Origin of the sequence: Actinomadura sp. NPDC048021 (assembly GCF_040653135.1) — a bacterium.
Taxonomy (GTDB): Bacteria; Actinomycetota; Actinomycetes; order Streptosporangiales; family Streptosporangiaceae; genus Spirillospora; species Spirillospora verrucosospora.
Genome location: NZ_JBEZJQ010000031.1, coordinates 88661 through 113612, shown reverse-complemented (window position 1 = coordinate 113612; position 24952 = coordinate 88661). Strand labels below are relative to the sequence as shown.

Below are 24952 nucleotides of genomic sequence, written 5' to 3'. Positions count from 1 at the left end.
GGCGTCGGTCAGGCTTGCGCGTCCCGGGGGGCGCGCACCGTGCCAGCCGTGCCCGCCGCGCCCGCCGTGCCAGCCGCGCCCGCCGTGGCGGGCGCCGCTTCGGCGGGAGTGCTGACGGCGACGCTCAACTCGACCGGCGCCTTGCCCAGCCGCGGCCGGAGCATGTGGAACGGCTTCTCGACCACGATGTAGCTCGCGTAGCCGACCATCACGCACAGCGCCAGCTCGACGGCCAGGACCTCCCAGTAGCCGCCGATCTCGGGTGCGAAGAGCGGCCCGACGAACTTGGCGTAGACGAAGATGTGCCAGAGGTAGACGCTGTAGGAGATCCGGCCGAAGAACCGCAGCAGCGAGTTGTCCAGCATGAGGCCCGCCACCTTGAACCGGACGCCCGGGACGGTGAGCGGCGCGAAGACGGCCACGGAGAACGCGAGGAAGAGCCAGTAGTCGGCGGCCGCGGCCGGCGCCGGCACGTAGTCCACCAGGCGGTAGTCCGCGAGCGGGGAGAGGCAGGCCAGGACGAAGATGCCGAGGGCTCCCAGCCAGAGCTTGCCCGGGTGCCGGCCGATCAGGCGGTACACCCGCGGCACCGCGTCGGGGCGCGTCTCCGCGGCGGCGGACAGCACGGCCAGCATCATGCCCACCGAGAGCCAGCCCATGTAGCTCATGGGCCAGAAGTACTGCGTCGGCCACAGCTTCATCGGGTCGTCCCGGAACTGCGGGAAATGGAGCCAGGTGAAGAAGGCGAAGCCGATGAACACCGGGACGGCCAGCGGCACGAGCAGCCGCTTCACCCGTGCCTCGTGGGTCTCGGCGCGCCGCGCGTAGCGGTGGAGGAGCCAGGCGAACACCGGCATGGCCAGGTAGAACAGGAAGTCGTTGGCGTTGCTCCAGGTGTGCATCATCCCCATGGGAATGGCGCCGTGCTCCCAGATCTGCAGCAGGAGCAGCGGGCGGATCACTTCCCAGGCCCCGTGGATGCTGTCGCGGTTGAGCACGAGGAGAGCGGTGATCGTCAGGACCCAGTAGGCGGGCAGGATCCGCAGCGCCCGCCGCCAGAAGTAGCGCTTGACGTTCGGCCTGCGCTCGCCGGTGAGCGTGTACAGCGCGAACGCGCGGTACAGCAGGTAGCCGGTCATCACGAACCAGATCGGGAAGGCGACCGCCACCCGGTTCAGCATGATGGCCCAGATGCCGTTCCCGGTGGAGTGCATGTAGCTCCAGCCCTGCACGCTGGTCGCCACTCCGGTGTGGCCGAGGACGACGAGCAGCACGACGGCGCCGCGCAGTCCTTCGAGCTCCGGGATGAACTTACGAGGCCGGTCCGACGCTGGATCGGGCGCGGCGGCTCCCACAGCATCCCCGCTGGAGGCCTTCGTTACCATGGGCGTTTCTCCCATCTCGCGCGACCCTGGATTCGGCGGGTCGAAGCGAAGAGCGGATCGGTTCGGACGGTCCATCGAGGTCGGCCGCGGCCTCGCCCGGGCGGAATTCGGCCGCGGTCCGACGACGGCGTGCGGGGCCGATCAGAAGGCCGGCGCCGCCGGAGAAGGCGGCGCGCTCCCCGTCACCGTGCCGTGCTCACGCGTGGGATGCGTCGGAGTCGCTGACGATCCCCCACCCCCCGGATCTCCTCGGCTGGGTCACCGAGGATCTGTCGCCGGACACGCTCGGCGGGTCGTCCGCCGTGGACCGGATCGCCGTCCCGCGCCGATGCGGTACCGCACTCGGGGCCATGTGGACCACCTTTACCCGCCAAAGGTCCTACACTTGAGAAAACGATAGCATTGACGTCGCAGGACGCGATAGTAGGGGACATAGGGGAATCTGGCTTTAATAACTAGTATCGTGAAAGCCGTTCGAGCCTGAGGAGGCGGTCGATGCCCGATCCCGGAGAGTTCCGCGTACCGCTGGGTTCCACCGATCTGCGGATCGGCCGCCTCGGCCTCGGCACCGTGAACTTCGGCGGCCGGGTCGACGGGGCGGACGCGCACCGCCTCCTGGACCACGCGCTGGCGAGCGGGATCAACCTCGTCGACACCGCGGACATCTACGGCTGGCGCGTCTACAAGGGCCACACCGAGGAGGTCATCGGAGACTGGCTCGCGGCGCGCCCGGGCCGCCGGGACGAGGTCGTCGTGGCCACGAAGGTCGGGAGCCCGATGAGCGACGACCCGGGCGACCGCGGCCTGTCGGCGCGGCGCATCGTCGCGGCGTGCGAGGCGTCCCTGCGCCGCTTGAACACCGACCGGATCGACCTGTACCAGATGCACCAGGTGGACCGGTCGGTCCCCTGGGACGAGATCTGGCTGGCCATGGAACTGCTGATCGGCCAGGGAAAGGTCCGCCACGTAGGCTCCTCCAACTTCGCCGGCTGGGACATCGCCCTGGCCCAGGAGACCGCCGCCCGCCGCCGCGTCCCGGGGCTCGCCTCGGAGCAGTGCGTCTACAACCTCGTCACCCGGCACGCGGAGCTGGAGGTGATCCCCGCGGCGACGGCCCTCGGGCTCGGGGTGCTGGTCTGGTCGCCCCTGCACGGCGGCCTGCTCGGCGGCGTGCTGCGCAAGAAGGCGGAGGGGACCGCGGTCAAGTCCGCCCAGGGGCGCGCGGTCGACGCGCTGAAGGAGCACGCGGCGGCCATCGCCGAGTACGAGCGGTTCTGCGCCGACATCGGGCGGGACCCCGCGGAGGTCGGCCTCGCCTGGACGCTGTCCAGGCCGGGGGTGACCGCGGCCCTCATCGGCCCGCGCACCCCCGACCACGTCGACGGCGCGGTGAGGGCGCTGGACAAGCCGCTGACCGAGGAGGAGACCGACCGGCTGGAGGCCCTCTTCCCGCCCGTCGGCCGGGGCGGACCGGCGCCGGCCGCGTGGATGAGCTGACCCGTCTTGACGCGATCTCTGCCGCTGGGAGGACGAGACAGGTGACCTCGCCGAACCACAGGGACCCGCGCTCGCTGGCGCGCGAGTCGGACCAGGAGCGCGACGTGCGCGAGCGGCTCACCCGGCTGCTGCGCGAGACCCCCATCCCGCCCGAGTACCTGATCGACAACCTGGCCCTGTACCTGCGGCGGCCCCAGCTCACCGACCTGCTGTGCATGGACGCGCTGTACCGCATGATCCTCGACGTCCCCGGCGTGATCATGGAGTTCGGCGTCCTCCACGGGCGGCACCTGGCCACGCTGACCGCGCTCCGCGGCTGCCACGAGCCCTACACCTCGGTGCGGCGCGTCATCGGCTTCGACACCTTCACCGGTTTCCCCGACGTCGGCGACGTCGACCGGGCCGGGCCCAACGCGGTGGCCGGCCGGTTCGCGGTGAGCGAGGGCTACCCCGACTACCTGCGGGAGGTGCTCGACGCGCACGAGTCCGGCGAGCCCTTCGCGCACGTCCGGCGGACCGCGGTGGTCCAGGGCGACATCCGCGAGACCCTGCCGCGCTACCTCGCCGACAACCCGGAGACCGTGATCGCGCTGGCCTACTTCGACCTCGACCTCCACGCGCCGACCCGCGCCGCGCTGGAGGCGATCCGGCCCTACCTCACGAAAGGCAGCGTGCTCGCCTTCGACGAGATCGCCTATTCCAAGTGGCCGGGGGAGACGGCGGCGCTGCGCGAGGCCGTCGGCCTCGACAAGGTGACTCTGCGCACGCTTCCCGGACGGGAGCCGCCCATCACGTACCTGCGCTGGGGTGAGTAGCGCCCGCCGGCGCCGCCCGCGGGTCAGCCCCTGCGCACTCCGACGAACAGGCCGTAGCCGTTGAGGCCGGCCTCCTCGTGCTCGACGTCGCATCCGGAGTCCTCGAACGCCGCCGCGAACTCGTCGGCGGTGAACATGGTGAAGGTCTCCAGGGTGCGGAACTCGCTGACGCCGGTGGGGCGGCCCACCAGCCAGCGCACGTCCATCCGCGCGGCCCGGTCGCGCCGGGTCGAGTGGGAGACCCGCGCGACGACCGTGTCGCCGTCCCGCACCAGGTCGGCTCCGACGTATCCCTCGATGAACCTCTCCGGCGGCCACCAGGGTTCGACGACGAGCACCCCGCCGGGGACGAGATGGTCCGCCATGGCCCCGACCGCGGCGCGCATGGCGGCGACGGTCGGCAGATAGGCGATCGCGGTGTAGAGGCACGTCACGGCGTCGAAGGCGCGGCCGAGGTCGAAGGCCCGCATGTCGCCGTCGTGGACGGTCACCCCCGGCAGCCGCCGGACGGCCCGCTCCCGCATCGCGCGCGAGATCTCCAGGCCCTCGACGTGGTCGAAGCCCGACCGGAACGCCTCCAGGTGGGCCCCGGTGCCGCAGGCGACGTCGAGAAGGGACCGCGCGCCGGGGCGGCGCGCCCGGATGCGCCGCGCGACCTGCGCCGCCTCCTCGCCCCAGTCCTTGCCCCGGTGCCGGTACGTCAGCTCGTAGACCTCGGCGTGCTGCGGGCCGAAGGCGACGTCGCGCTCCGAGGCGGACACGGGCTCTCCCTTCCCGGCTGCTAATGCTATATGTAATTTAAGTAGATGATACAGCCGGGCGCGAACGGCAGCCGGATCCGGCGGCCGCGGACGGAGGCGGGCATGGCGGGTGCGAACGCGGGCTCTGCGCTGAGGGCGGCGCCGAGCGAGGAATCCGAGCTGGGCCGGCGGCTCGCGGCGTCGGCCGAGTGCCGGCCCCGGCCGGCCGGGGACGTCCTGGAATGGCTGGACGAACGCCGCCGCCGCGTCCCGGTCGAGGTGACGCGCATCCCGTTCGCGCGCATGACCGGCTGGTCGTTCGCGCCGGGGTCGGGCGACCTCGTGCACGAGAGCGGCCGCTTCTTCACCGTGGGCGGCATCCACGCCCGCACCGACTACGGCGTCACCCCCGAATGGCGGCAGCCGATCATCTACCAGCAGGACGTCGCCATCGTGGGCATCCTCGCCAGGGAGATCGACGGCGTCCTGCACTTCCTGATGCAGGCCAAGATCGAGCCGGGCAACGTGAACACGGTGCAGCTGTCGCCGACGGTGCAGTCCACGTCGAGCAACTACCTGCGCGCGCACCGCGGCGCCCGGTCCCGGTTCGTCGAGTACTTCACCGAGCCCGGGCGGGCCCGCGTGCTGGTCGACGTCCTCCAGTCCGAGCAGGGGGCGTGGTTCTGGGCCAAGCGCAACCGGAACGTGGTCATGGAGGTCGCCGGGGAGGTGGAGCCGCACGAGGACTTCGCGTGGATGACGCTCGGCCAGATCCTCGACCTCCTCCACCACCCCAACGTCGTGAACATGGACTCCAGGACCGTCCTGGCCTGCCTGCTCGCCGCGGCCCCGTCCATGGGCGCGCGGCCGGACGACGGCGCCGCGGCCACCTTCGCGGAGGCGTACGCCTCCGGCGGGGACGCGCTCCTCTCCCCGGCGCAGGTGAGGAGCTGGCTCACCGAGCGCAAGTCCGCGTACACGCTCACGACGCGCGCGGTCCCCCTGGACTCCGTGGACGGATGGGAGCGCGGCGCCGAGGCGGTCTCCCGTCCCGACGGCAGGTTCTTCAGCATCCTCGGAGTGGAGGTCCACGCGGGCAACCGGGAGGTGTCCCACTGGTGCCAGCCGCTCCTCGAACCCTCCGGCATCGGGCTGGCCGCCCTCGTCGTCCGCCGCATCAACGGGGTCCGGCATCTCCTGGCCCGCGCCGACCTGCGTCCGGGATGCCGCGACACCGTGGAGCTCGGCCCCACCGTGCAGTGCACCCCCGAGAACTACGCGGAGGCGCCCGGCGACCGGCGCCCCCGGTATCTCGACCTCGTCCTCTCCAGAGCCGTCCAGGTGAAGTACGACGTGGTGCAGTCAGAGGAGGGCGGCCGGTTCCGGCATGCCCTGACCCGCCATCTCGTGGTCGAGGTCGGAGGCGGCTTCCCCCTCCAGCCGCCTCCGGACTTCTGCTGGCTCACGGTGCCCCAGGCGATGGCGCTGGCCCGCCAGAGCTACCAGGTCAACATCGAGGCCCGCAGTCTCCTGCTCTGCCTGCACGCGATGTGAGGGCGCTCAGCGGCGGCCGCGGCCGTACCGGTACATGGTCAGCGGCGCGAAGACCGCGACGAGGACGGCGCAGGCCAGGAACGCCCAGCCCATCTGGCCCGCGGTCACGGTGCCGTCCATCAGCCCCCGCATGGCGGTCGTCACGACGCTGATCGGATTGACCTTGATCAGCGCCTCCAGCCAGCCCGGCATCGTCTGCTGCGGCACCATGACGTTGCTGGCGACGACGAGGACGAACAGGAGCGTCCAGCTCAGCGTCTGCGCCGCGGTCGGCGTCCGCACGCTGACCCCGACGAAGGTCCCGATCCAGGCGAGGCTGAAGGCGAACACCTGGAGGAACAGCAGCGCCAGCACGACGCCGCCCAGGCCGCCGTCGGGGCGGAAACCCAGCGCCAGCCCCAGCAGCAGCGGCACCACCGAGGCCACCGCGTACCGGACCACGTCCCCCAGCATCGCCCCGACCAGCACCGACGACTGCCACACCGGCAGCGACCGCACCCGGTCGAACACCCCCTGGTCGACGTCCTGGTTCAGCACGATCCCGGTGTACGCCGTGGTCAGGGCCACCGCCATGACCATGACGCCGGGCAGGAAGAAGTGCAGGTAGCGGTCGGGCGACCCGGCGATCGCGCCGCCCACCAGGTAGGTGAACGAGAGCGTGAAGATGACCGGGAGCATGAGGGCGTCCACCAGCTGGTTCGGCGAGTGCTTGATCTTCAGCAGCGCACGCCACCCGAACGTCATGGACGCCGACAGCGCGCCGGCCCTCGGCGGGCGCTCGCCCGGCGCCGCCAGCGGCCCCCGCGCGCGCGTCATCGGCTGGGACGTCGTCATCTCGCCCTCCTCAGTTGACCGTCTGCGTCTGGTCGTCCGCGGCCTCGTCCTCGTCCTTGTCCGCTCGCCCGCCGTCGGCCACCGGGTGGCCGGTCAGGGCGAGGAAGACGTCGTCGAGGCTCGACTGGGCCATCGAGAAGTCGTCGAGGGCGATCCCGGCGTCGGCCAGCGCGGTGACCGCCCGCGCCGCCTGCTGGGCGTCGCCGACCCGCACCGACAGCCGGTGCGGATCGGAGTCCGCGCCCGGCTCCACGGTCAGCTCGCGGGAGAGCATCTCCGCCGCCAGGGCGCGCTGTCCGGGATCCTGGAGCCGCAGCTTCAGCGCGCCGGTGCCGACCTGGGACTTCAGCTTCCCGGGCGCGTCCTCCGCGATGACCCTGCCGTGGTCCAGGACCGCGACCCGGTCGGAGAGCCGGTCGGCCTCGTCGAGGTACTGCGTCGTGAGCAGCACGGTCGTGCCCCCGGCGACCAGGGCGCGGATGATGTCCCACACCTGGTTGCGCGCCCGGGGGTCGAGGCCCGTGGTCGGCTCGTCCAGGAAGAGCAGGTCCGGCGTGACGATGATGCTGGCGGCGATGTCGATCCGCCGCCGCTCGCCGCCGGAGCAGGTCTTCACCGGCCGGTCCGCCACCTCCGACAGCTCGAAGGCGTCCACCAGGTCGTCGGCCCGCCGCCGCGCCGCGGCACCCCGGTGCCCGAGCAGCCGCCCCACCATCGCGAGGTTCTCCCTCCCGGTGAGGTCCTCGTCGATCGAGGTGGACTGGCCCGTGACGCTCACGCGCGACCGGACCGCGTCGGCCTCCCGGACCACGTCGTGGCCGAGCACCCTGGCCGTGCCCTCCGTCGGACGCAGCAGCGTCGTCAGGATCCGGAGGAACGTGGTCTTGCCGGCGCCGTTCGGTCCCAGCAGGCTGTGGACGATGCCGGTGGGGACGGCCAGGTCGACGCCGTCCACCGCCCGGGTCTCGCCGAAGGTCCTGACCAGCCCGGACGTCTCGACAGCGAGGGTCGAATTCGATCCCACGGTTGTGCCTCCCGTCGCCACCAGAAGATCGAGCTCATCTTAAAGCAGCAGCTTATATAAGTCAATGCCTAAGGACTGGGCCGGACGGCGCGCGCGTGCCGGGTGATCACTCTCTTGCTAACTTGAAAAAACCATAGTAGTGTCCGTTTTCATGGCTCATCTCGCCCGATCCGGGGAATCGTGATGCGACCACACCACATCCTTTTCGCCGTCACCGGCGGGTCCGGGCACATCCGCCCGACCTACGGCGTCCTCGACGAGCTCTCCGCCCGGGGGCACCGGCTCAGTTTCGTGACCTCCGGCGACTACGCCGAGGACCTCGCGGAGGTCGGGGCCCGGCAGATCCGCCACCGGTCGATCTTCGAGGACGGCGTCGACCTGCCGGAGATCGTCGAGCAGGAGGACGCCGAGGCGCTGACGGTGAGCGCCTTCGTCAACGAGAACCTCGCGATGCTCCGGGCGGCGGAGAGCGCCCTGGACGACGATCCGCCGGACCTGGTCGTCTACGACATCTTCCCCCTGATCGCCGGGCGCCTGCTGGCCGCCAGGTGGCAGCGGCCGGCCGTCTGCATCAACGGAGGCTTCGCCTCGAACGAGCACTACTCGGTGTGGGAGGCGCTCAGCGCGGTGCACGGGCACCGGCCCATCGTCGAGACCGAGACCTTCCAGAGGATGATGTCCGAGCTTCTGCCGGAATATCGCATCGACCGTTCCCCGACGGAGTTCTGGAACGCGATCGAGGATCTGAACGTCATCTTCCTGCCGCGGTCGTTCCAGGTGAAGAGCGACACTTTCGACGACCGTTTCGTCTTCGTCGGACCGAGCTTCTCGCAGGGGCGGCTGCGGCCGGGATGGCGCCCTCCCCGCGAGGACGCGAACGTGCTCCTCGTTTCCCTGGGCTCGACGTTCAACGGGCATCCGGAATTCTTCCGCAGTTGCGCGCAGGCGTTCGCGGGCACGCCGTGGCATGTCGTCCTGGTGACGGGCGACGGCACCGACCCTAAGGCGCTGGAGCCGTTGCCGCCCAACGTCGAGGTCCACCAGTACATCTCTTTCATGGAGGTCCTTCGCCACGCGAAGGCTTTCATCCTGCAGGGAACCCTCGGCGCGACCATGGAAGCCGTCCACTGGGGCTGCCCGATGCTCTTCTTCACCGAGTACGCGGTCGAGGCCAGGCCGTTCGCCGAGCGGTCCGTCGAGCTCGGCCTGGGCCATGTGCTCCGGCCCGAGCAGGTCGACGGCGGCGGCCTCGTCCCGGCGGTGGAGAACCTGGTCGCCGACGACGGCGTCCGCCGGCGGATCGCGCGGATGCGCGCGGAGGCCCGCGACGCCGGGGGCGCCGCCCGGGCCGCGGAGGCGATCGACTCGTACGCGCGGAGGGCCGGAACCCGGTCGGGCGGCGCGTTCGGCGCCGTCCGCTGACACGACGATGGCCGCCCCGTGCGGGGCGGCCGTGGCGAAGGGCGGAGGACCGATGACGGTCGTGGTCACCGGCGGTTGTGGCTTCATCGGCAGCCACCTCGTGGAACGCCTCGCGCGCCAGGGCGAGGACGTCGTCGTCTACGACCCCGCGGTGCCGCCGCCCGACCTCGACTGCGGCGGGGCCTCCGTCCGCCACGTCAGGGCCGACATCCGCGACGAGCGGGCCCTCGCCGGCGCCATCGGCCCGGACGTGCACACCGTCTACCACCTCTGCGCGCTGGTCGGGGTCGACCAGTACCTCGACGACCCGCTCGAAGTGATCGACGTCGCGGTCTCCGGCACCCGCAACGTGCTGCGCGCGGCCTCAGCCGCCGGCGTGAAGGTCGTGGTCTCCAGCACCAGCGAGATCTACGGCAAGAATCCCGCCGTCCCCTGGTCGGAGGACGCGGACCGGGTGCTGGGCAGCGTCGCCGCCGACAGGTGGTCCTATTCCGCGAGCAAGGCCGTCGCCGAGCACATGGTCGTCGCCTACGCCCGCCACCGGGGCCTGCGCGCCTCGGTCGTGCGGTACTTCAACGTCTACGGGCCGCGGCAGCGCCCGGCGTACGTGATCAGCAAGACCGTCCACCGGGTGCTGCGCGGGCTGCCCCCGCTGCTGTACGACGACGGCGCCCAGACGCGCTGCTTCACCTTCGTCGAGGACGCGGTGGACGCCACGCTGCGGGTCGGCGCCCGGGAGATCGCCGACGGCCAGTGCTTCAACGTCGGCAGCGACCGCGAGACCTCCGTGGCCGACGCCGTCCGGCTGGTGACCCGGCTGGGCGGGACGGAGTTCGCCCCGATCCGCGTGAGCACGGACTCGGCGCTCGGCAGCGCCTACGAGGACATTCCCCGGCGCGTCCCGGACGTCGGGAAGGCCAGGGAGATGCTCGGCTGGCGCGCCCGCACCCCGCTGCGGGCGGGCCTCGCAAGGACGATCGCCTGGGCGAGGGAGAGCCCGTGGTGGCTGGACGCCGTCGCGGGCGCGCCCCGGCGGCCGCTGGTACCCACAGGCGTCACGACGGCCGCGGACGGCCGGAAAGCGAGGGGACATGACATCGGGTGAGACGGCGGCGACGGCCGCGGGCACCGGCGCCCTGCCCGCTCCCGCCGCCTACATGTGCGGGCTGACCTGGGACGGCGCCCTGCTGTGGCATTCGGACCAGGACGCGGAGAAGATCTTCGCGATCGACCCGGCGACCGGCGGGGTGAGCAGGACGTTCGCCTGCGACAAGGTGCGGGCGGACCTGGCCTTCGACGGCGCCCGGCTGTGCCAGGTCGGCGGTCGCCCGAAGCGGATCGTCCTGATCGATCCCGAGGACGGCCGGATCACGGGGGAGAAGGAGGTGCTCCCCGCGAGCGGCAGGCTGACCGGGATCGAGCACGGGCCGGAGGGCATGTACATGTGCCTGCGCGGTCCGACGGTGGTGCAGGTCCGCGACTACGACACCATGACCGTTCTGCGGGAGTTCCCGGCGGCGGGGGAGTCGCCCTCCGGGCTCACGTACGCCGACGGGGTGGTCGTCTACGGCGACTTCGACGACGCCGTGCTCCGCGCCATGGACCCGAAGACCGGGGAGCACCTGGGGGCCCTGCCCGTCCCGGGCCGCCCCACCGGGCTGACGTGGGACGGCCGCAGACTCTGGTACTGCGACTTCCCCGCGCGCGCGATCCGTCCCCTGGAACTGTCGGCGGTCCTCGCCGCCTGAGCGGGCCGGCGCGCGGACTCCCTACTTCGCCTTCTTCTTGCCCACCACTTCGCTGATCCAGATGGGCACGTACGGAGACGTGCAGTTCGGCGGAGTGGGGTAGTCCTTGAGCACCTCCAGGCGCTCGCCGATCTCGATCGCGCGGGCGCGGTGCTCCTCGTGCTTGATCCCGATGTTGCCCAGGCAGTCGTTCATCGCCCACTGCAGGCGGTCCGGGGCGCCCTTCATCTCCGCCTCGATGGTGTCGAGCAGCTTGCCGAGGTCGAGGCCGTCGGGCTTGCGCATCACGCGCTCGGTGGTCAGCGCCCAGCCGGCGCTCGCGATCACCGGATCCGCGTCGTCGAGCCACGCCAGGCGCAGGTCCTCGGAGTGCGGGCTCTTCTTCACCACGTAGTTCACGAGCCAGTCGTGCACCTTCGGGGTGCGCGCCTCGCGCAGCATGGCGTCGAGTTCGTCGCGCTCGAACTCCTTGGGGCGGCAGACCAGGGTCGCGAGCAGCCGCGCCGAACTGTCGCCGGTCTTCCAGAGCCCGCGCGCGAGGTCCTGCTGCGTCTTCAGCCGTTTCGCGAGCGCGCGCAGCTTGCTGAGGTTCACGCCGTGGTCGTCGCCGCGCTTCTCGTTCACCTCGCGCGCCTTGGGGTCCTCCAGCTCGGCCAGCTCGGCCATCACGTCGGCCACCGCGGTCCCGGCCATCCCAGCCTCCTGTGCCTCGAATCGCGAGCGTCTGAGAATATCGGCATAGTTGACAATTGTCGCAATAACGAGCTTAACATGCGCCGTGTTTCCCTTCAACTCTCCCGGACCTCGTGGAGAGTGATTTCGTCTTCATTATGCGGACCAGTTGCTATGCGGTGAATCGCGGCGTATCTGCTGATCTAATGCCGTTTTCGGAACGGCGAGGCGGCCGAGGCGGCGCGTGCTCCCCGACCGCCGCGCCCGCCGGATGGGGCCGAACCGCGCACGCCGGCGGGTTCATTATCGTAGAGTCCGATATCGAATTGACCCATGCCGCCCACGGACTCGAAGGGGCCAGTGATGAGCGACGACGAGCCGGAGATCGCACCGATGTGGCCGGTCGGGACGAGCCGGGAGTACATCGACGCGCGGATCGAACTGGCGAAGGCCGAAAGGCGGCTGCGCGACCGGGTCGAGGAGGTCGCCGCCGCCCGGCGCCGGATGCCCCGGGGCGCCGAGCTCGGTGACTACACCTTCACCGAGGGGCCGGCGGATCTCGAGAAGGACGAGCCGACCGGTTCGGTGTCGCTGCGCGACCTGTTCGGCGACCGCGAGACCCTCGTCGTCTACCACCTCATGTTCCACCCCGACGACGAGGCGGCGTGCCCGATGTGCTCGATGTGGGTGGACGGCTTCAACGGCGTCGCCGCCCACCTGGCGCAGCACACCGCCTTCGCCGTCGTCGGCAAGGCGCCCCTGCCGAAGCTGCGCGCCTGGGCGCGGCGGAGAGGATGGGACGCCGTGCGCGTCCTGTCCAGCCACGGCACGTCGTTCAACGCCGACATGCACGCCGAGCGCCCGGACGGGGCGCAGCGGCCCATGATCAGCGTCCTGGTCCGCGAGGACGGGCGGGTCCACCACTTCTACACGCTTCCGGCCGACTTCCTCGACGGCGCCCAGCGCGGCATCGACCTGCTCTCCCCGGTGTGGAACGTGCTCGACCTGCTGCCCGGCGGCCGCGGCGACTGGTACGCCGGAAACGCCTACGCCGGGCGCGGCTGAGCCCCGGCGCGCCGCCGGTCGATCGGAACGCTCCCGGCCCCCCGGGGGTCAACTCGGTATATATTTTCGTAGTATCGAGCTGATCGGGGGTCCCGATGACGAGTCAGCCCGCGGCCGACGCCGGCGTCTTCCCCGTCCCGCGCGCGTGCCCGTTCGGCCTGCCGCCGGAGTACGAGCGGCTGCTGTCGGCGGGGCGCGCGGTCCGCGCCCGCATGGCCGGCGGGAACTCGGCCTGGCTGGTCGCGCGGCATGAGGACGCGCGCAAGGTCCTCAGTGATCCGAGGATGAGCGTCGACCGCCGCCGCGAGGGCTTCCCCCGGTTCGCCCCCGTCACCGAGGAGGAGCGGCAGGCGTCCTTCCGCGGCTTCCGGCCGCCGATGAACTGGATGGACCCGCCCGAGCACACCGCCGCCCGGCGGTCCGTCCGCGCCGAGTTCTCCCCCGCGCGGACGGAGGCGCTGCGCCCGCGCGTCCAGGAGATCGTCGACCGGCGGCTGGAGCTGATGGCGGCCGCCCCGCGCCCGGTCGACCTGGTGCGCGAGCTCGCGGTCCCGGTCCCGTCGCTGGTGATCTGCGAGCTTCTCGGGGTGCCCTACTCCGCGCACGGCCACTTCGAGGAGCGCACGGGGCGGATGTTCAGCCACGCCACCCCGGCCGCGGAGCGCACCCGGGCGGCGCACGAGATCCGGTCCCTGCTGGCCGAGCTGGTGGCGGACAAGGAGCGCGACCCGCCCGACGACCTCCTCGGCCGCCTCATCGTCCGGGGGCGCCGGGAGGGCGCGGCCGACCGCGAGGCGGTCGTGAGCATGGCGTTCGTGCTGCTCGTCGCCGGGCACTCCACCACCGCCGACATGATCGCGCTCGGCGCCCTGACCCTGCTGGAGCATCCCGACCAGCTCGCCTCGATGCTCGCCGACCCCGCCAGGACGCCGCTCGCCGTCGACGAGCTGCTGCGGTACCTGACGGTGGTCAACGCCTCGACCACGCGCACGGCGCTGGCCGACGTCGAGGTCGGCGGCGTCACGGTGCGGGCGGGGGAGGGCGTGGTGGTGCTGGGCCCGGCCGCCAACCGCGATCCGGAGGTGTTCGAGCGGCCGGACGAGTTCGACGTCGGGCGCGGCGGCGGGCGGCACCTGGCGTTCGGCGCCGGCCGGCACCGGTGCCTCGGGCACCGCCTCGCGCGGATGGAGCTGCAGGTCGTGTTCGACGCCCTCTTCCGGCGCCTGCCGGGCCTGCGGCTGGCGGTCCCGTTCGGCGCGCTGTCGTTCAAGGAGAAGGCGAACATCTACGGGGTGCGCGAGCTCCCGGTCACCTGGTGAGCGGCCACCGCCTCCGTACCGCCGCGGATATTGAACGAGCGAAGATCGTAGTTTAAGTTCATATAGTGAAGTCCGCGTGCCGCGGCTCCCGATCCCGGGTGCCGTCCGGTCCCGTCGCGGACGGGGGCACGGGGTAGAAGGGATCTTCCGGATATGCGCGTGATGTTCTGTTCTCACCCAGGTCTCGGACACTTCTTCCCGCTCGTCCACCTCGCCTGGGCGTTCCGTACGGCGGGCCACGAGGTGATCGCCACGCTCGCGGGGCCCACCGAGGGCGCGGCGGGCTCCGGTGTGGAGATCGTCGACGCCGCGCCCGGCTTCAGCATGGAGGCCGTCAACGAGCGGCTGGCCCGCGAGCACCCCGAGTTCGTCCGGACGGTCGCGACCAAGCCGGCGATCAACCTCGACGAGTGGGGGCCCGGGTTCGCCGCGATCAACCGTCCCCTGATCGACGGCATGGTGGCGCTGGCCGACGACTGGGGCCCGGACCTGGTGGTCTACGACCAGGGCACCACCGCCGGCCTGTTCGCGGCGGCCCGCGCCGGGGCGCCCGCCGTGCAGCGGAACGTGAGCGCCTGGCGCACCCGGGGCATGCACGAGGCCGCCGAGGCCTACCTGCCCGACGTCTGCGAGCGGTACGGCGTGTCCATCTCCAAGCCGGCCGTCACCATCGAGGAGTTCCCGCCCAGCATGCTGGCCGGCGAGCAGCCCGAGGGATGGTTCATGCGCTGGCTGCCGCACAGCGGAGGATCGGTCGTCGGAGACCGGCTGCCCCAGCCCTCCGGGCGGCCGCGGATCGCCGTCAGCATGGGGACGGTCGAGCTCCAGATGCTGGGCACCGGGACCATGCGCACGATCATCGACGCGGCCTCGGGCGTCGACGCGGAGTTCGTGCTGGCGCTCGGCGGGGTCGACATCGGCTCGCTCGGCCCGCTGCCGGACAACGTCAGCTCCGTCGGCTGGATCCCGCTGCACTTCCTGCTGGGCACGTGCACCGCCATCGTCCACCACGGCGGCGGGGGGACGGCCCTGACCGCGATCGACGCCGGCATCCCGCAGCTCATCACGCCCGACCCCAGGGACCTGTTCCAGCACACGACCCTGGAGGCGGTGCGGAAGCGGGGCATCGGGTTCGTGAGCGAACGCGAGGACGTCGACGCCGACCTGCTGACCCGGCTGATGACCGACGAGGGCGTGCGCGCCGCCACCGCGGAGGTTCAGCGGGAGATGGCGACGCTGCCCACCCCCGCCGCCACCGCCCAGCGCATCATCGAGCACCTGTTCTGAGGCCCGGAGGGTTCGCGGGTTCCAGGTCCGCGCGGAGGTCGGACGGCAGCAGCGGCTCGTCGAGAAGCCTCTGGTAGCGCTCGACGAGGGACGTCCGGCCCGTCCCGGCGCCGAGCCACGCGCCCACCAGCCGCGGGCCCTCGATGTACGTCACCGAGTAGGCGCGCCAGAGCGGGTCGGTGAGGAACCGCGTCATCCGCCGGGCGTGCTCCGGAGGCACCAGGAGCCACCGTTCCAGATAGTCCGTGACCTCGTCGGCGTCGGCTCCGCGGTCGTGGAGCATGATGGCCGCGTCCTGGCGGGCGGGCATCAGCAGCCGGATCAGCCGCAGGATCTCCTCCACCAGCTCGCCCTCGACCCGGACGCCCTCGCCGGCCAGGATGTCGGCGGTCCAGCGGCCCCAGCCCGGGCCCGGCACCGCCGCGTCGGCCATCTCCGCGGTCCCCTCGGCCATCAGGCACTGCGGGGTGTTGACCAGCGAGATCAGGTGCTCGTCGTGGCCGGCGCCGCCGACCAGACCGGCCTCCTTGCGGCAGTGCTCGGTGTGGTGCCCGGGGTAGGCCTCGTGGATCGCCAGCAGCGGCAGGGCGGCGACGGTGCGGCCCGCTTCCGCGTTGAGCTCCACCCTGGAGCGGAAACCGCCGAGGTAGCGGTTGAAGGCGTTCCAGGGCTTGTCGTGCACGACCACGTACTCGACGCTCTCCTGTTCCGGCAGGCCGAACACCGTGCGGGTCATGGCGCGCAGCTCGCCGGACACCGCCTGGACGGCCCGAGCCAGGCGGTCCGGGGGGACGGCGTTGCGCTCGTAGAACGCCGCGGTCCGGGCACGCAGGTCCCCGGAGCCGGGCAGCAGCGCGCCGATCGCGTCGTGGATCTCCGCGTAGCGGTCGGGGTCGCCGGGTTCGATGTCGACCTCGAAGTACGTCCGGACCTCGTCCCGAAACGGGATCTCCTCCCCGGCCATCCGGCGGGCCGCGCAGTTCAGCGCGGCGAGCTGCGCGGACAGGAACCGGCGCCGCGGCTCGGCGAGGCCGCTGTCCGGGAGCGCGGCCAGCAGCCGGGCCGACCGGGCGGCCAGCCCGGACGCGTCGGGCCTGGGCTCGGCGTCCACCTGGCGGGCCAGCTCCGGGTCGCCGTACCAGGAGTCGACGAACCCGTCGGCGAGCCGGCCGAACCGCAGCCCGAGGCTGAGGTACTCGGTCACCACCTCTTCACGCATACCGCGCTCCCTGGATCGCCGCCGTGCGGTCCGCCGCCGTCATCCCGCGGGGGTGCCCGGCGGGTCGTCCGGCGGGTCGAGCCAGACGCCGGCGAGGTCGTAGGCGTGGCCGAACGCCGGCATCGGGACCGCGCCCCGCACCCGCGGGCCGCGCAGGCCCGGGACGGCCGGCCGCTGGAACAGGACGGGCACGACCGCGGCGTCCTCCAGCACCGTCCGCTCGGCCTGGTTCCAGGCCGCGGTCGACCGCGCCGGCTCCTCGATCGTGGCGAGCGCCCGCTCGATCAGGCGGTCGACCTCCGGACGGCGGTAGCGGCCGCGGTTCGCGGCGTTGCGGGAGTCGCCCGACTGGAACATCGGCTGCAGGAAGACCCGGCCGTTGGCGGGGTACCAGTCCGGCGACCACGACGCGGCCGCGAGGTCCCACTCGCCCGCCGCCGCGCGCCGCGGATCCCCGAGAAGGGCGTCCCGGGCGTCGTGGTCGAGCGCCACCAGCCGGACGGTGACGCCGGCCTTCTCCAGGTCGGCGGCGTACGACCGCGCGACCGCGGCGTCCAGGCCGGTGTCGAGATGGACGGCGGTGAGCGCCAGGCCGCTCCCGTGGCCCGCCTCGTCCAGCAGCGCCCGGCACTTGGCCGCGTCCCCCCGGCTCCCGGGGGTCGCGTAGAGGTCGAGCTCCTGGTGCGCGTCGTTGCCCGGCGGCACGACGGAGCCGGCGATCCGCACCAGCGCACCGCTGCCGGACCGCCGGTACAGGTCGGCGATCGCCGCCTTGTCGATCGCGTACGAGAGCGCCCGGCGCACCCGGACGTCGGCCAGCGCGCCGCCCGCGGTGGGGCTCTCGACGTTGAAGACGAGGTACGGGTCGAGGGAGAGGCCGAGGCCGTCGCCCGGATCGCCCGGCTCGGCGTCGTGCGGCTCGGCGACCCGCACGCCCCAGGGCAGGTCGGCCGCGCCCGACGCGATCCGCGCGGCGACGTGTTCGGGCTCCGCGTCCCCGACCGTGATCTCGATGGCGTCCAGGTGCCGGCGCCGGAGCGGATCGGACTCCTGCCGCCAGGCGGGGTTGGGTTCGAGCCGCAGCTCGCGGCCCGGAACCAGACGGACCGGCCGGTACGGCCCGTTGCTCCGGAGGTTGCGGTGCAGTTCCGGGCTGCCGGGCACGAACGCGTCGTACTCGACCGGGGCGGGCGACGCGCACGGCAGGGCCATGATGGCGGCGAAGTCGATGGCCGGCCGCATGAGCTCGATGACCAGCGACTCGTCGTCCAGGACGAGCATGCCGGGGATGTCGTGGGAGTTCTGGAAGGCGGCCAGTTCCTCGGCGGTCGGGTCGTCGCGGCGGATCGCCGCGGCGTAGTCCTCGCAGTACCGCGCCATGCCCCTGATCGTGCTGGTGAAGTAGGGCAGGGCGGCGGGCCTCGTGAGCGGGTTGGCCAGCCGCTTCAGCCCGCGCACGACGTCGTGCGCCGTGACCTCCCGGGCGGGCGCGGTGTCCCAGAACACGCCGCGGCGCAGGTGGACCACGTAGTTCGTGTGCCGCGCGCCCATCCCGGTGTTGTAGGTGGACGGGACGTCGGTCGCGAGGTCGGGCGCGGGGGCGATGGCCCGCCAGTCGCGCAGGTCCGGCGCGGGGACGTAGCCGAACAGCTGCCGGGCGAACAGCCTGACGACCTGGTCGGCGGGCGCCTGGTGGGAGGCCGAGGGGTCGAGGCGGTGGACGGGGGCCGGGCCGTGGAGGCGGAGCGTCCCGCCGGGCCGCGGCAGGTCCTCGCTCCAGCGGGCGTCCGCGCGCTGCTCGGACACGGTCATGACATCTCCTCGCCGAGGCGGGCCATGATGCCGATGGCCCGGTCGATCTCCTCGCGGGTGTTGAACAGGTGGGTGCAGACCCGCGCCGCGTAGTGCTGGTGCGGCGAGCCCGGGACGTCGAACTCGGTCCACCGGATCCAGATGCGGTGCTCCCGCTCCAGCCGGTCGGTGAACGCGGTGAACTTCTTGATGTTCCAGGCGGCCTCGGGGTCGCGGAACGGGTTGAAGGCGATGAGCGGGGACTTCAGCAGCGGGTCCTCGCCGGGAGAGAAGATCGACTCCTTGCCGAAGGCCTCCACGAGGCGCCCCCGGGCGTGGTCGCCGAGCTCCATCGCCCGCTTCTCGATGCGGTCCCGGCCGATCTCGTCCCAGATCTCGCAGGCCCGCGCCAGCGCGGCGCCGCGGGCGATGCTGGCGCTGCCGGCGCTCTGGACGTACAGGGCGGTGTCGTCGCTCTCGACCGACGTCCTCGTCCGCGGCGGGGGACTGCCGATCATCGGGTACCAGGTGGAGATCACCGGCCAGAACGTCGGCAGCGGAAGCGGGTTGTACTCCGGGAAGACCTTGTTGCGGAGGTAGAGGATGCCGGTGCCCAGCGGGCCGCACTGGAACTTCGACCCCGAGCACGCGATGAAGTCGGCGCCGAGCGCCCGCATGTCGAGGTTCACGAGGCCGGGCAGCAGCGCGCCGTCGATCACGGTGGTCAGGCCGTGCCGCTGCGCCAGCTCGCACAGCCTGCGCATCGGCATCATCGTGCCGGTGAACAGGGTGATCCCGGCGAACGCGAGCACCTTGGTGCGGGGGGTGATGGCCGCCTCGAAGAGATCGACGATCTCGTCGGCCGTGACGCCGTAGCCGGTCGGCATGGTCAGCGTCTTGATCGTCAGGCCGTACCGGTTCCGGACGAGGTTGAAGTTCGAGAGCACCGAGTAGCACTCGTGGCTCGTGGTGACCACCTCGTCGCCCTCGTGGAGGTCGAGCCCCTGGATGATCCGGGCGACGCCCTCGGTGGCGTTGTGGCAGATCACGATCTCGTCCTGGTCGACGCCGAACGCCCGGCCGATGAGGGCGCGGTGCTCGTAGTAGCCGGACGGCTTGTAGACGTCGGCGAGCCCGCCGGTCCACTCGCGGGTGACCCGGTCCATCGTGTCGAGCACCTCGTACGGCATCGCGCCGACGGTGCCGGTGTTGAGGTGGACGGTGGTCGGATCGAGGGCGAACATCTCGCGGATGCTCTCCCATGGCGCGTCGCGGAGCCGCCGCGGCGATCCGCCGTTCGCCGTCCCGGCCGGGTCCGGGACGCTGCGCTCGCCGGGCTTCACGGACTGTGTCACGAGTGACCCCCTCCACGTGCGGATGACCAGTCGCCCTCACAATACAATATGTTTTTGAAGTTACTCGGCCAATGGACCCCGGATGAGGGCATTCCGTCCGTCGCTCCCGGAGCCCGCGCCGGGCTTCGTCCGGGGGGGGCGATGGCTGCCGTGGGCAGAGGTGGGCGCGAGGATCGAGAGGTGCCGGGGAGGGCGGCCGGCCTGGTCGAGGGGAGCCGGGAGAGGCGCGAGCGAGGGGGATGGCGTCGCTATTGTGCTTTAAGAAACGATGGTAATCTCCAGCGTGGGACAGGTGGGGCGCCGGCGGCGGCCGCGGGGCCCGGTGACGCGCAGGGAGGGTGATCGGTGTGGAGCCTCGTTACGGCGGTACTCTCCGCTACTTCGGACCGGGCGGAATGGACCATGTCGATCCGGCCTGCGCCTATTACGCCTTTTCGCATCAGATCATCAGGCTGTTCGCCCGGCAGTTGTTCGGCTATCCGACGGCCGTGGACGAGAGCGCCCTGACCCCGGTCCCCGATGTCGCCGCGGAGGCGCCGACGGTCGCCAACGGCGGGATGAGCCCGGACGGGCTCGTGTACCGGATCCGCCTGCGCCCGGGCGTCATGTGGGACACCGACCCGCCGCGCGAGGTGACCGCGGAGGACTTCGTGCGCGGCTTCAAGCGGATGTGCAACCCGGTGGCCGGGGCGGGGGCGATCGCCTACTACACGAGCACGATCAGGGGGATGGCCGAGTTCGCCAAGGGCTACCGGCGGGAGTTCGCCGGACGGACCCCGTCGGCCGCCGACCTGGCGGGTTACCAGAACGCGCACGAGATCGCCGGGTTGAGGGCCGACGGCGACCGCACCCTGGTCGTCGAGCTCGTCCGCCCCGCCAACGACCTGCTGAACCTGCTGTCGATGATGTTCGCGTCCGCCGCGCCGCGCGAGTATGACCAGTTCATCCCGGACAGCGATGAGTTCATCGCCAACATCCGCTCCAACGGCCCGTACCGCCTCACCGGCTACGAGAACGGCCGCTTCCTGACGATGGAGCGGAACCCGGTGTGGCGGCAGGACACCGACCCGCTGCGGCACCAGTACGTCGACGGCCTGGACGTGCGGATGGCGCGCGTCGACGACGACCGGGTGCGGGAGGCGATCCGGAGCGGGGAGGCCGACCTCTCGTGGGGCGCGCCGGTCATCAGCGAGGACCGCCGCCCCCCGGACGCGGACCGGCATCTCGGATACGCGATGAACCCGTACCTGGTGTTCAACATGAAGAGCCCGAACGAGGGCGGGGCGCTGCGCGACGTCAGGGTGCGCAGAGCCGTCGCGTACGCCGTCGACAAGGCCTCCATGGTCAGGCTGCTCGACGACATGGACCTCGGGACGGTGACCCAGACGGCGCACACGGCGATCCCGCCGGGCAACTTCGGGCACCGCGAGTACGACCGCTATCCCACGCCGGGCGACCACGGCGATCCGGCGAAGGCGCGGGCGCTGCTCGCCGAGGCCGGGTACCCCGACGGCCTCACCCTCAGGGCCCTCTACCGCGCCGACGCCCCCCACGCCGACATCGCCCGGTACTACGCCGCCGACCTGGAGAAGGCCGGGTTCACGGTCGAACTGCGGTTGATCAGCCAGCCCGACGAGTACTACCGGTTCCTGCAGAACCCGGCCATGGCCGAGGCCGGCGAGTGGGACATCACGGCGGCCGCGTGGACGCCCGACTGGTTCGGCAACAACGGCCGTGCCTACGTCCAGCCGATGTTCCAGTCCAACTTCGCCGCCGGCACCAGCAACTACGGCGGCTACCGCAACCCCGAGGTCGACCGCCTCATCGAGGAGGCCCTGTCGGAACAGGACCCGGCGCGGGCGGAGGAGCTGTGGCACCGGATCGACCGGCAGGTCATCGAGGACGTCGCGATCGTGCCCGTCCTGGCGTGCGAGCCGACCATCCCCCACATGACCAGCGCGCGCGTGCGCAACGGCCTGCCGCTGCCGCAGGTGGACCGCTGGCTCGACGCGGCCTGCATCTGGCTGGACCCGCCCGACTGACGAGGGGGGGGGCGGTCAGCGCGGCACGCCCTCGGCGATCGACATGACCGAGGCGGTGGGCACGACGCGGGCGAGCCGCAGGCCGGCGGCCTCGAACAGCGGGTGCAGTTCCGCCTCGGTGCGCTCCCGCCCGGTGCGCGCCGCGAGCATCATGAAGTCCATCGGCTTGCTCTGGTGGGCCTCGTTGCCGGCCGGGACGATCGCGTCGACGGCGAGGACCCGCCCGTCGGGCTTCATCGCCCGGCGGCAGTTGCGCAGGATCGCCACGCACTTCTCGTCGTCCCAGTTGTGCAGGATCCGCTTGATCAGGTAGACGTCCCCGGTGGGGACGGAGGCGAAGAAGTCCCCGTCGGTGATCTGCCAGCGGCCGGCGATGTCGTCGCCGCCCAGCAGGTGGTGGCCGAGCACGTGCTCCTCCCGGTCGAGCAGGACGCCGTGCAGCCCCGGGTTCTCGCGCAGCACGGCGCGGAGGAACCCGCCCTTCCCGCCGCCGACGTCGACGACCGTGCCCGTCGAGGGGAACGCGTAGCTCCCGGCGACGAGGGCGTTCTCGGCCTCGGAGACCGTCGCCATGCCGTCGTAGAAGAGCGCCTCGGTGTCGGGGTTCTCCGCGAAGTAGCCGCCGATCGTCGTGCCGAAGAGCTGCTCGAACGTCGTCGCCTCGTCCCGGGCGACGGTCGCGGCCTCGTGGGCGACGGTCCAGAACATCCGGTCGGTGAACATCAGGATCCCCGCGCGGGCGGACATCGGCGCGCCGGCGCGCAGCGCGTCGCCCCTCGCGGTCAGCCGGAACCGCCCCGGCTCGTCCTCGTGGACCACGTCCCGCGCCGCGAGCAGGCGCAGGATCCGGTACAGCGCGCCCTGCCCCGTCCCGGTGGCGGCGGCGAGCTCGGCCGTCGTGCGCGGGCCTTCGGCCAGGTGGTCGGCCACACCGAGTTCGGCCGCCGCGCGCAGCGCGGCCGAGTAGGTGAACCCCATCGCCTCCTCGAACAGGAAGAGCGCGGACTGCTGCGCGTCCATCGGCCTCTGCTCCCTCCCGACGGCAGCCCGCCGTGGTCCGTCCTCGCCAGAGAGTTACTCTATGAATATAAAGTAACTTGGGCCTCGTGCAACGGGGGTGGATCAAGGTTGACGCCAGGAGACGCACCGATGGGCTACGGAGCGGCGCACGCCGAACTCTACGATCCCGTGTTCCTCAGCCGCGGGAAGGACTTCGAGGCGGAGGCCGAGGGGCTGAACCGCCTGGTCCGGTCCAGGCTGCCGGGAGCGCGGTCCCTGCTCGACGTCGCGTGCGGCACCGGAGCCCATCTGGAGAACCTCGCCAAGCACTTCGACCACGTGGAAGGACTCGACCACTCGCCCGCCATGCGGGAGGTCGCGCGGGGGCGTCTGCCCGGCGTCGCGGTGCATCCCGGCGACATGCGGGACTTCGAGCTCCACCGGACCTTCGACGTCGTGACCTGCATGGGCAGCGGCCTCGCCGAAGCCGACTCGCCCGAGCAGATGGCCGGCTCGGTCGCCAGGATGTCGGCGCACCTCGCTCCGGGCGGGGTCCTCATCGTCGAGCCGTGGTACTTCCCTGACAACTTCCTCGACGGGCACGCCGCCGGGCACCTGTTCCGGGAGGACGGGCGGGTGGTCTCGCGGCTGACGCACTCGGCGAGGCACGGGGACAAGAGCCGGGTGGAGATCCGGTTCATGATCGTGGACTCGTCCGGGTTCCGGGAGTTCACCGAGGTGGTCGTGAAATACCTGCTCCCCAAGGAGCGGTACGAGGCCGCCTTCGAGCGGGCCGGCTGCTCCGTCGAGTTCGTGCCCGGCTTCTCGCTGGCCGACGGCCGCCCGAACAGCCCCGGCCTCTTCGTCGGAGTCCGCGCGGGGGAAGCGGCCGAACCCGTCCGTCATGCTTGACTTTCATATAGTCAACGCTTGATGCTACCGCCATGCGGAGCGCAGCGGCCCACCGAATCGCCCTTGTCAACGTCGCCAACCACGGCAGCGTGCTTCCCACCCTTCCGGTGGTGTCGGAGCTGGTCCGGCGCGGCCACGACGTCGGTTACGTGACGTCGCCGGAGTGCGCCGGGATGGTCGAGCGGGCCGGCGCGACGGCGATCCCCTACGCGTCGGGGGCCTCCGGCGCGGCCGAGGCGTTCGCGGACGACGACCCCGCCCGGCCGCACCTGCTGTACCTCGCGGAGAACGAGGCGATCCTGCGGGCGGCGCACGCGCACTACGGCGAGGACGCGCCGGACCTGGTGCTGTACGGGGAGGTGCCGATCATCGCCGGCCAGGCGCTGGCGGCCGTCTGGAAGCGCCCCGCGTGCCGGATCAACCCGGGCTTCGCCTCCAACCACGTCTACTCCTACTCGCGGGAGATGATCGAGGAGACCGGCGGCGTCGACGAGCGCACGCGGGACGTCGTCGACGCGCGGCTGGCCGATCTCCTCGCCGGGTACGGCCTGCGGGACCGGGCGGGGGAGTTCGCCGAACGCGTCGAGGACCTCAACCTGGTCCTCATCCCGCGCGAGTTCCAGATCGCGCAGGACACCTTCGACGAGCGGTTCGCGTTCGTCGGGCGCTCGGCGGCGCGAGAGGACCGGCCCGGCACGTGGCGGCCCCCGGAGGACGGCTCGCCGGTGGTGCTGATCTCGCTGGGGACGACCTTCAACGACCATCCCGACTTCTACCGGCAGTGCGCGGAGGCGTTCGCGGGCACGCCCTGGCACGTGGTGATGGCCCTGGGGGACAGGGTCGGGGCGGGCGATCTCGGCCCGCTGCCCCCGAACGTCGAGGCGCACCGCTGGGTCTCCCTCCCCGCCGTGCTCGAACACGCGCGCCTGCTCGTCACCCACGGGGGCATCGGAGCCGTGATGGACGCGCTGACCGCGGGGCGGCCCATGGTCGTCGTGCCGTTCACGTTCGACGTCAAGCCGATGGCCCGGCGGGTGGGCGAGCTCGGGCTCGGGACGGTGGTCCCCGCGGCGGAGTTCACCGGCGCGCGGCTGCGCGAGGCGGTGGAGGACCTGGCGGGCGACCGGGCCGCGCTGGAGCGGGTGCTCCGCATGCGCGAGCACGCGGCCAGGGCCGGCGGCGCCGCCCGCGCCGCCGACGTGCTCGAGGCCTATCTCGCACGGGAGCGTTGACCGGGACGAAGGCCGCGCCTTAACTTTAAAATTAGGTACT

21 protein-coding genes are annotated in these 24952 nt (G+C 72.0%); 12 read left to right on the top strand and 9 right to left on the bottom strand.

The window, feature by feature from the left end:
- Positions 1 to 8: 8 nt before the first annotated feature.
- Positions 9 to 1385 carry an acyltransferase gene (locus AB0C87_RS36730; protein ID WP_345182059.1) on the bottom strand — a complete coding sequence of 459 codons (1377 nt, stop codon included), beginning with the start codon at positions 1383 to 1385 and terminating at the stop codon, positions 9 to 11.
- Between the two features lie 495 nt (positions 1386 to 1880).
- On the opposite strand from AB0C87_RS36730, the gene AB0C87_RS36725 reads away from it, so the two are divergent.
- Positions 1881 to 2882, top strand: coding sequence for an aldo/keto reductase (locus tag AB0C87_RS36725; RefSeq protein ID WP_360581520.1), 1002 nt, complete (start codon positions 1881 to 1883; stop codon positions 2880 to 2882).
- Between the two features lie 41 nt (positions 2883 to 2923).
- Positions 2924 to 3697, top strand: a complete 774-nt coding sequence (locus AB0C87_RS36720) for a class I SAM-dependent methyltransferase (protein WP_360581519.1) — start codon at positions 2924 to 2926, stop codon at positions 3695 to 3697.
- 23 nt (positions 3698 to 3720) lie between these two features.
- Here AB0C87_RS36720 and AB0C87_RS36715 read toward each other — a convergent pair whose 3' ends face one another.
- Entirely contained in the window at positions 3721 to 4458 is a 738-nt protein-coding gene (locus AB0C87_RS36715; protein WP_353832343.1) for a methyltransferase domain-containing protein, read from the bottom strand.
- Positions 4459 to 4560: 102 nt separating this feature from the next.
- On the opposite strand from AB0C87_RS36715, the gene AB0C87_RS36710 reads away from it, so the two are divergent.
- On the top strand, positions 4561 to 5991 hold the full coding sequence (locus AB0C87_RS36710; RefSeq protein ID WP_360581518.1) for an NDP-hexose 2,3-dehydratase family protein: 1431 nt from the start codon (positions 4561 to 4563) through the stop codon (positions 5989 to 5991).
- A gap of 6 nt (positions 5992 to 5997) precedes the next feature.
- On the opposite strand, the gene AB0C87_RS36705 is transcribed toward AB0C87_RS36710, so the two are convergent.
- Both AB0C87_RS36705 and AB0C87_RS36700 read right to left on the bottom strand, forming a co-directional pair.
- Positions 5998 to 6825: an ABC transporter permease gene (locus AB0C87_RS36705; protein WP_360362545.1), complete on the bottom strand. Its 828-nt coding sequence runs from the start codon at positions 6823 to 6825 to the stop codon at positions 5998 to 6000.
- A gap of 10 nt (positions 6826 to 6835) precedes the next feature.
- Positions 6836 to 7849 (bottom strand): ATP-binding cassette domain-containing protein, encoded by a 1014-nt coding sequence (locus tag AB0C87_RS36700; protein WP_353832340.1) that lies wholly within the window; start codon positions 7847 to 7849, stop codon positions 6836 to 6838.
- A 183-nt stretch (positions 7850 to 8032) separates the two neighbouring features.
- Between AB0C87_RS36700 and AB0C87_RS36695 the strand changes: the two genes are divergently transcribed.
- The 3 genes from AB0C87_RS36695 to AB0C87_RS36685 are packed head-to-tail and all read left to right on the top strand — an operon-like array spanning position 8033 to position 11019.
- On the top strand, positions 8033 to 9271 hold the full coding sequence (locus AB0C87_RS36695) for a macrolide family glycosyltransferase (RefSeq protein ID WP_360581517.1): 1239 nt from the start codon (positions 8033 to 8035) through the stop codon (positions 9269 to 9271).
- A 52-nt stretch (positions 9272 to 9323) separates the two neighbouring features.
- Entirely contained in the window at positions 9324 to 10376 is a 1053-nt protein-coding gene (locus AB0C87_RS36690) for an NAD-dependent epimerase/dehydratase family protein (protein WP_360581516.1), read from the top strand.
- Positions 10363 to 11019 (top strand): hypothetical protein, encoded by a 657-nt coding sequence (locus tag AB0C87_RS36685; protein ID WP_345182079.1) that lies wholly within the window; start codon positions 10363 to 10365, stop codon positions 11017 to 11019. Before AB0C87_RS36690 ends, AB0C87_RS36685 begins: the two co-directional genes overlap by 14 nt.
- 21 nt (positions 11020 to 11040) lie before the next feature.
- Here AB0C87_RS36685 and AB0C87_RS36680 read toward each other — a convergent pair whose 3' ends face one another.
- Entirely contained in the window at positions 11041 to 11712 is a 672-nt protein-coding gene (locus AB0C87_RS36680; RefSeq protein WP_345182081.1) for a DNA alkylation repair protein, read from the bottom strand.
- Between the two features lie 342 nt (positions 11713 to 12054).
- Between AB0C87_RS36680 and AB0C87_RS36675 the strand changes: the two genes are divergently transcribed.
- The 3 genes from AB0C87_RS36675 to AB0C87_RS36665 all read left to right on the top strand — a co-directional run bounded on the left by AB0C87_RS36675 (position 12055) and on the right by AB0C87_RS36665 (position 15362).
- Positions 12055 to 12756 (top strand): DUF899 family protein, encoded by a 702-nt coding sequence (locus AB0C87_RS36675; RefSeq protein ID WP_345182083.1) that lies wholly within the window; start codon positions 12055 to 12057, stop codon positions 12754 to 12756.
- A gap of 95 nt (positions 12757 to 12851) precedes the next feature.
- Positions 12852 to 14075, top strand: a complete 1224-nt coding sequence (locus AB0C87_RS36670; RefSeq protein WP_360581515.1) for a cytochrome P450 — start codon at positions 12852 to 12854, stop codon at positions 14073 to 14075.
- A 153-nt stretch (positions 14076 to 14228) separates the two neighbouring features.
- Entirely contained in the window at positions 14229 to 15362 is a 1134-nt protein-coding gene (locus AB0C87_RS36665; RefSeq protein WP_345182088.1) for a nucleotide disphospho-sugar-binding domain-containing protein, read from the top strand.
- Here AB0C87_RS36665 and AB0C87_RS36660 read toward each other — a convergent pair.
- Genes AB0C87_RS36660 through AB0C87_RS36650 form a run of 3 tightly spaced genes read right to left on the bottom strand, consistent with a single transcriptional unit; the run spans position 15343 to position 19727 of the window.
- Positions 15343 to 16581 (bottom strand): DUF885 domain-containing protein, encoded by a 1239-nt coding sequence (locus tag AB0C87_RS36660; protein ID WP_360581514.1) that lies wholly within the window; start codon positions 16579 to 16581, stop codon positions 15343 to 15345. The two genes, AB0C87_RS36665 and AB0C87_RS36660, sit on opposite strands and share 20 nt — an antisense overlap.
- Before the next feature lie 39 nt (positions 16582 to 16620).
- Complete coding sequence (locus AB0C87_RS36655) at positions 16621 to 18393, bottom strand: ABC transporter substrate-binding protein (RefSeq protein ID WP_360581513.1); 1773 nt, start codon at positions 18391 to 18393, stop codon at positions 16621 to 16623.
- Positions 18390 to 19727: an aminotransferase class V-fold PLP-dependent enzyme gene (locus tag AB0C87_RS36650; protein ID WP_360581512.1), complete on the bottom strand. Its 1338-nt coding sequence runs from the start codon at positions 19725 to 19727 to the stop codon at positions 18390 to 18392. The genes AB0C87_RS36655 and AB0C87_RS36650 overlap by 4 nt, the downstream gene beginning before the upstream one ends.
- A gap of 347 nt (positions 19728 to 20074) precedes the next feature.
- Here AB0C87_RS36650 and AB0C87_RS36645 point away from each other — a divergent pair, with 347 nt between their 5' ends.
- Complete coding sequence (locus AB0C87_RS36645; protein ID WP_360581511.1) at positions 20075 to 21769, top strand: ABC transporter substrate-binding protein; 1695 nt, start codon at positions 20075 to 20077, stop codon at positions 21767 to 21769.
- 15 nt (positions 21770 to 21784) lie between these two features.
- On the opposite strand, the gene AB0C87_RS36640 is transcribed toward AB0C87_RS36645, so the two are convergent.
- Positions 21785 to 22789: a methyltransferase gene (locus AB0C87_RS36640; protein WP_345182099.1), complete on the bottom strand. Its 1005-nt coding sequence runs from the start codon at positions 22787 to 22789 to the stop codon at positions 21785 to 21787.
- Positions 22790 to 22918: 129 nt separating this feature from the next.
- Here AB0C87_RS36640 and AB0C87_RS36635 point away from each other — a divergent pair, with 129 nt between their 5' ends.
- On the top strand, positions 22919 to 23680 hold the full coding sequence (locus AB0C87_RS36635) for a methyltransferase domain-containing protein (RefSeq protein ID WP_353832331.1): 762 nt from the start codon (positions 22919 to 22921) through the stop codon (positions 23678 to 23680).
- A 32-nt stretch (positions 23681 to 23712) separates the two neighbouring features.
- Positions 23713 to 24912: a macrolide family glycosyltransferase gene (locus AB0C87_RS36630; protein WP_360581510.1), complete on the top strand. Its 1200-nt coding sequence runs from the start codon at positions 23713 to 23715 to the stop codon at positions 24910 to 24912.
- Positions 24913 to 24952: the final 40 nt, after the last annotated feature.

Coding starts and splice junctions, on each gene's coding strand:
- AB0C87_RS36675 (WP_345182083.1), top strand. CDS start 12,055: ATGAGCGACGACGAGCCGGAGATCGCACCGATGTGGCCGGTCGGGACG.
- AB0C87_RS36640 (WP_345182099.1), bottom strand. CDS start 22,789: ATGGACGCGCAGCAGTCCGCGCTCTTCCTGTTCGAGGAGGCGATGGGG.
- AB0C87_RS36730 (WP_345182059.1), bottom strand. CDS start 1,385: ATGGTAACGAAGGCCTCCAGCGGGGATGCTGTGGGAGCCGCCGCGCCC.
- AB0C87_RS36695 (WP_360581517.1), top strand. CDS start 8,033: ATGCGACCACACCACATCCTTTTCGCCGTCACCGGCGGGTCCGGGCAC.
- AB0C87_RS36655 (WP_360581513.1), bottom strand. CDS start 18,393: ATGACCGTGTCCGAGCAGCGCGCGGACGCCCGCTGGAGCGAGGACCTG.
- AB0C87_RS36670 (WP_360581515.1), top strand. CDS start 12,852: ATGACGAGTCAGCCCGCGGCCGACGCCGGCGTCTTCCCCGTCCCGCGC.
- AB0C87_RS36660 (WP_360581514.1), bottom strand. CDS start 16,581: ATGCGTGAAGAGGTGGTGACCGAGTACCTCAGCCTCGGGCTGCGGTTC.
- AB0C87_RS36685 (WP_345182079.1), top strand. CDS start 10,363: ATGACATCGGGTGAGACGGCGGCGACGGCCGCGGGCACCGGCGCCCTG.
- AB0C87_RS36635 (WP_353832331.1), top strand. CDS start 22,919: ATGGGCTACGGAGCGGCGCACGCCGAACTCTACGATCCCGTGTTCCTC.
- AB0C87_RS36690 (WP_360581516.1), top strand. CDS start 9,324: ATGACGGTCGTGGTCACCGGCGGTTGTGGCTTCATCGGCAGCCACCTC.
- AB0C87_RS36710 (WP_360581518.1), top strand. CDS start 4,561: ATGGCGGGTGCGAACGCGGGCTCTGCGCTGAGGGCGGCGCCGAGCGAG.
- AB0C87_RS36725 (WP_360581520.1), top strand. CDS start 1,881: ATGCCCGATCCCGGAGAGTTCCGCGTACCGCTGGGTTCCACCGATCTG.
- AB0C87_RS36665 (WP_345182088.1), top strand. CDS start 14,229: ATGCGCGTGATGTTCTGTTCTCACCCAGGTCTCGGACACTTCTTCCCG.
- AB0C87_RS36630 (WP_360581510.1), top strand. CDS start 23,713: ATGCGGAGCGCAGCGGCCCACCGAATCGCCCTTGTCAACGTCGCCAAC.
- AB0C87_RS36705 (WP_360362545.1), bottom strand. CDS start 6,825: ATGACGACGTCCCAGCCGATGACGCGCGCGCGGGGGCCGCTGGCGGCG.
- AB0C87_RS36680 (WP_345182081.1), bottom strand. CDS start 11,712: ATGGCCGGGACCGCGGTGGCCGACGTGATGGCCGAGCTGGCCGAGCTG.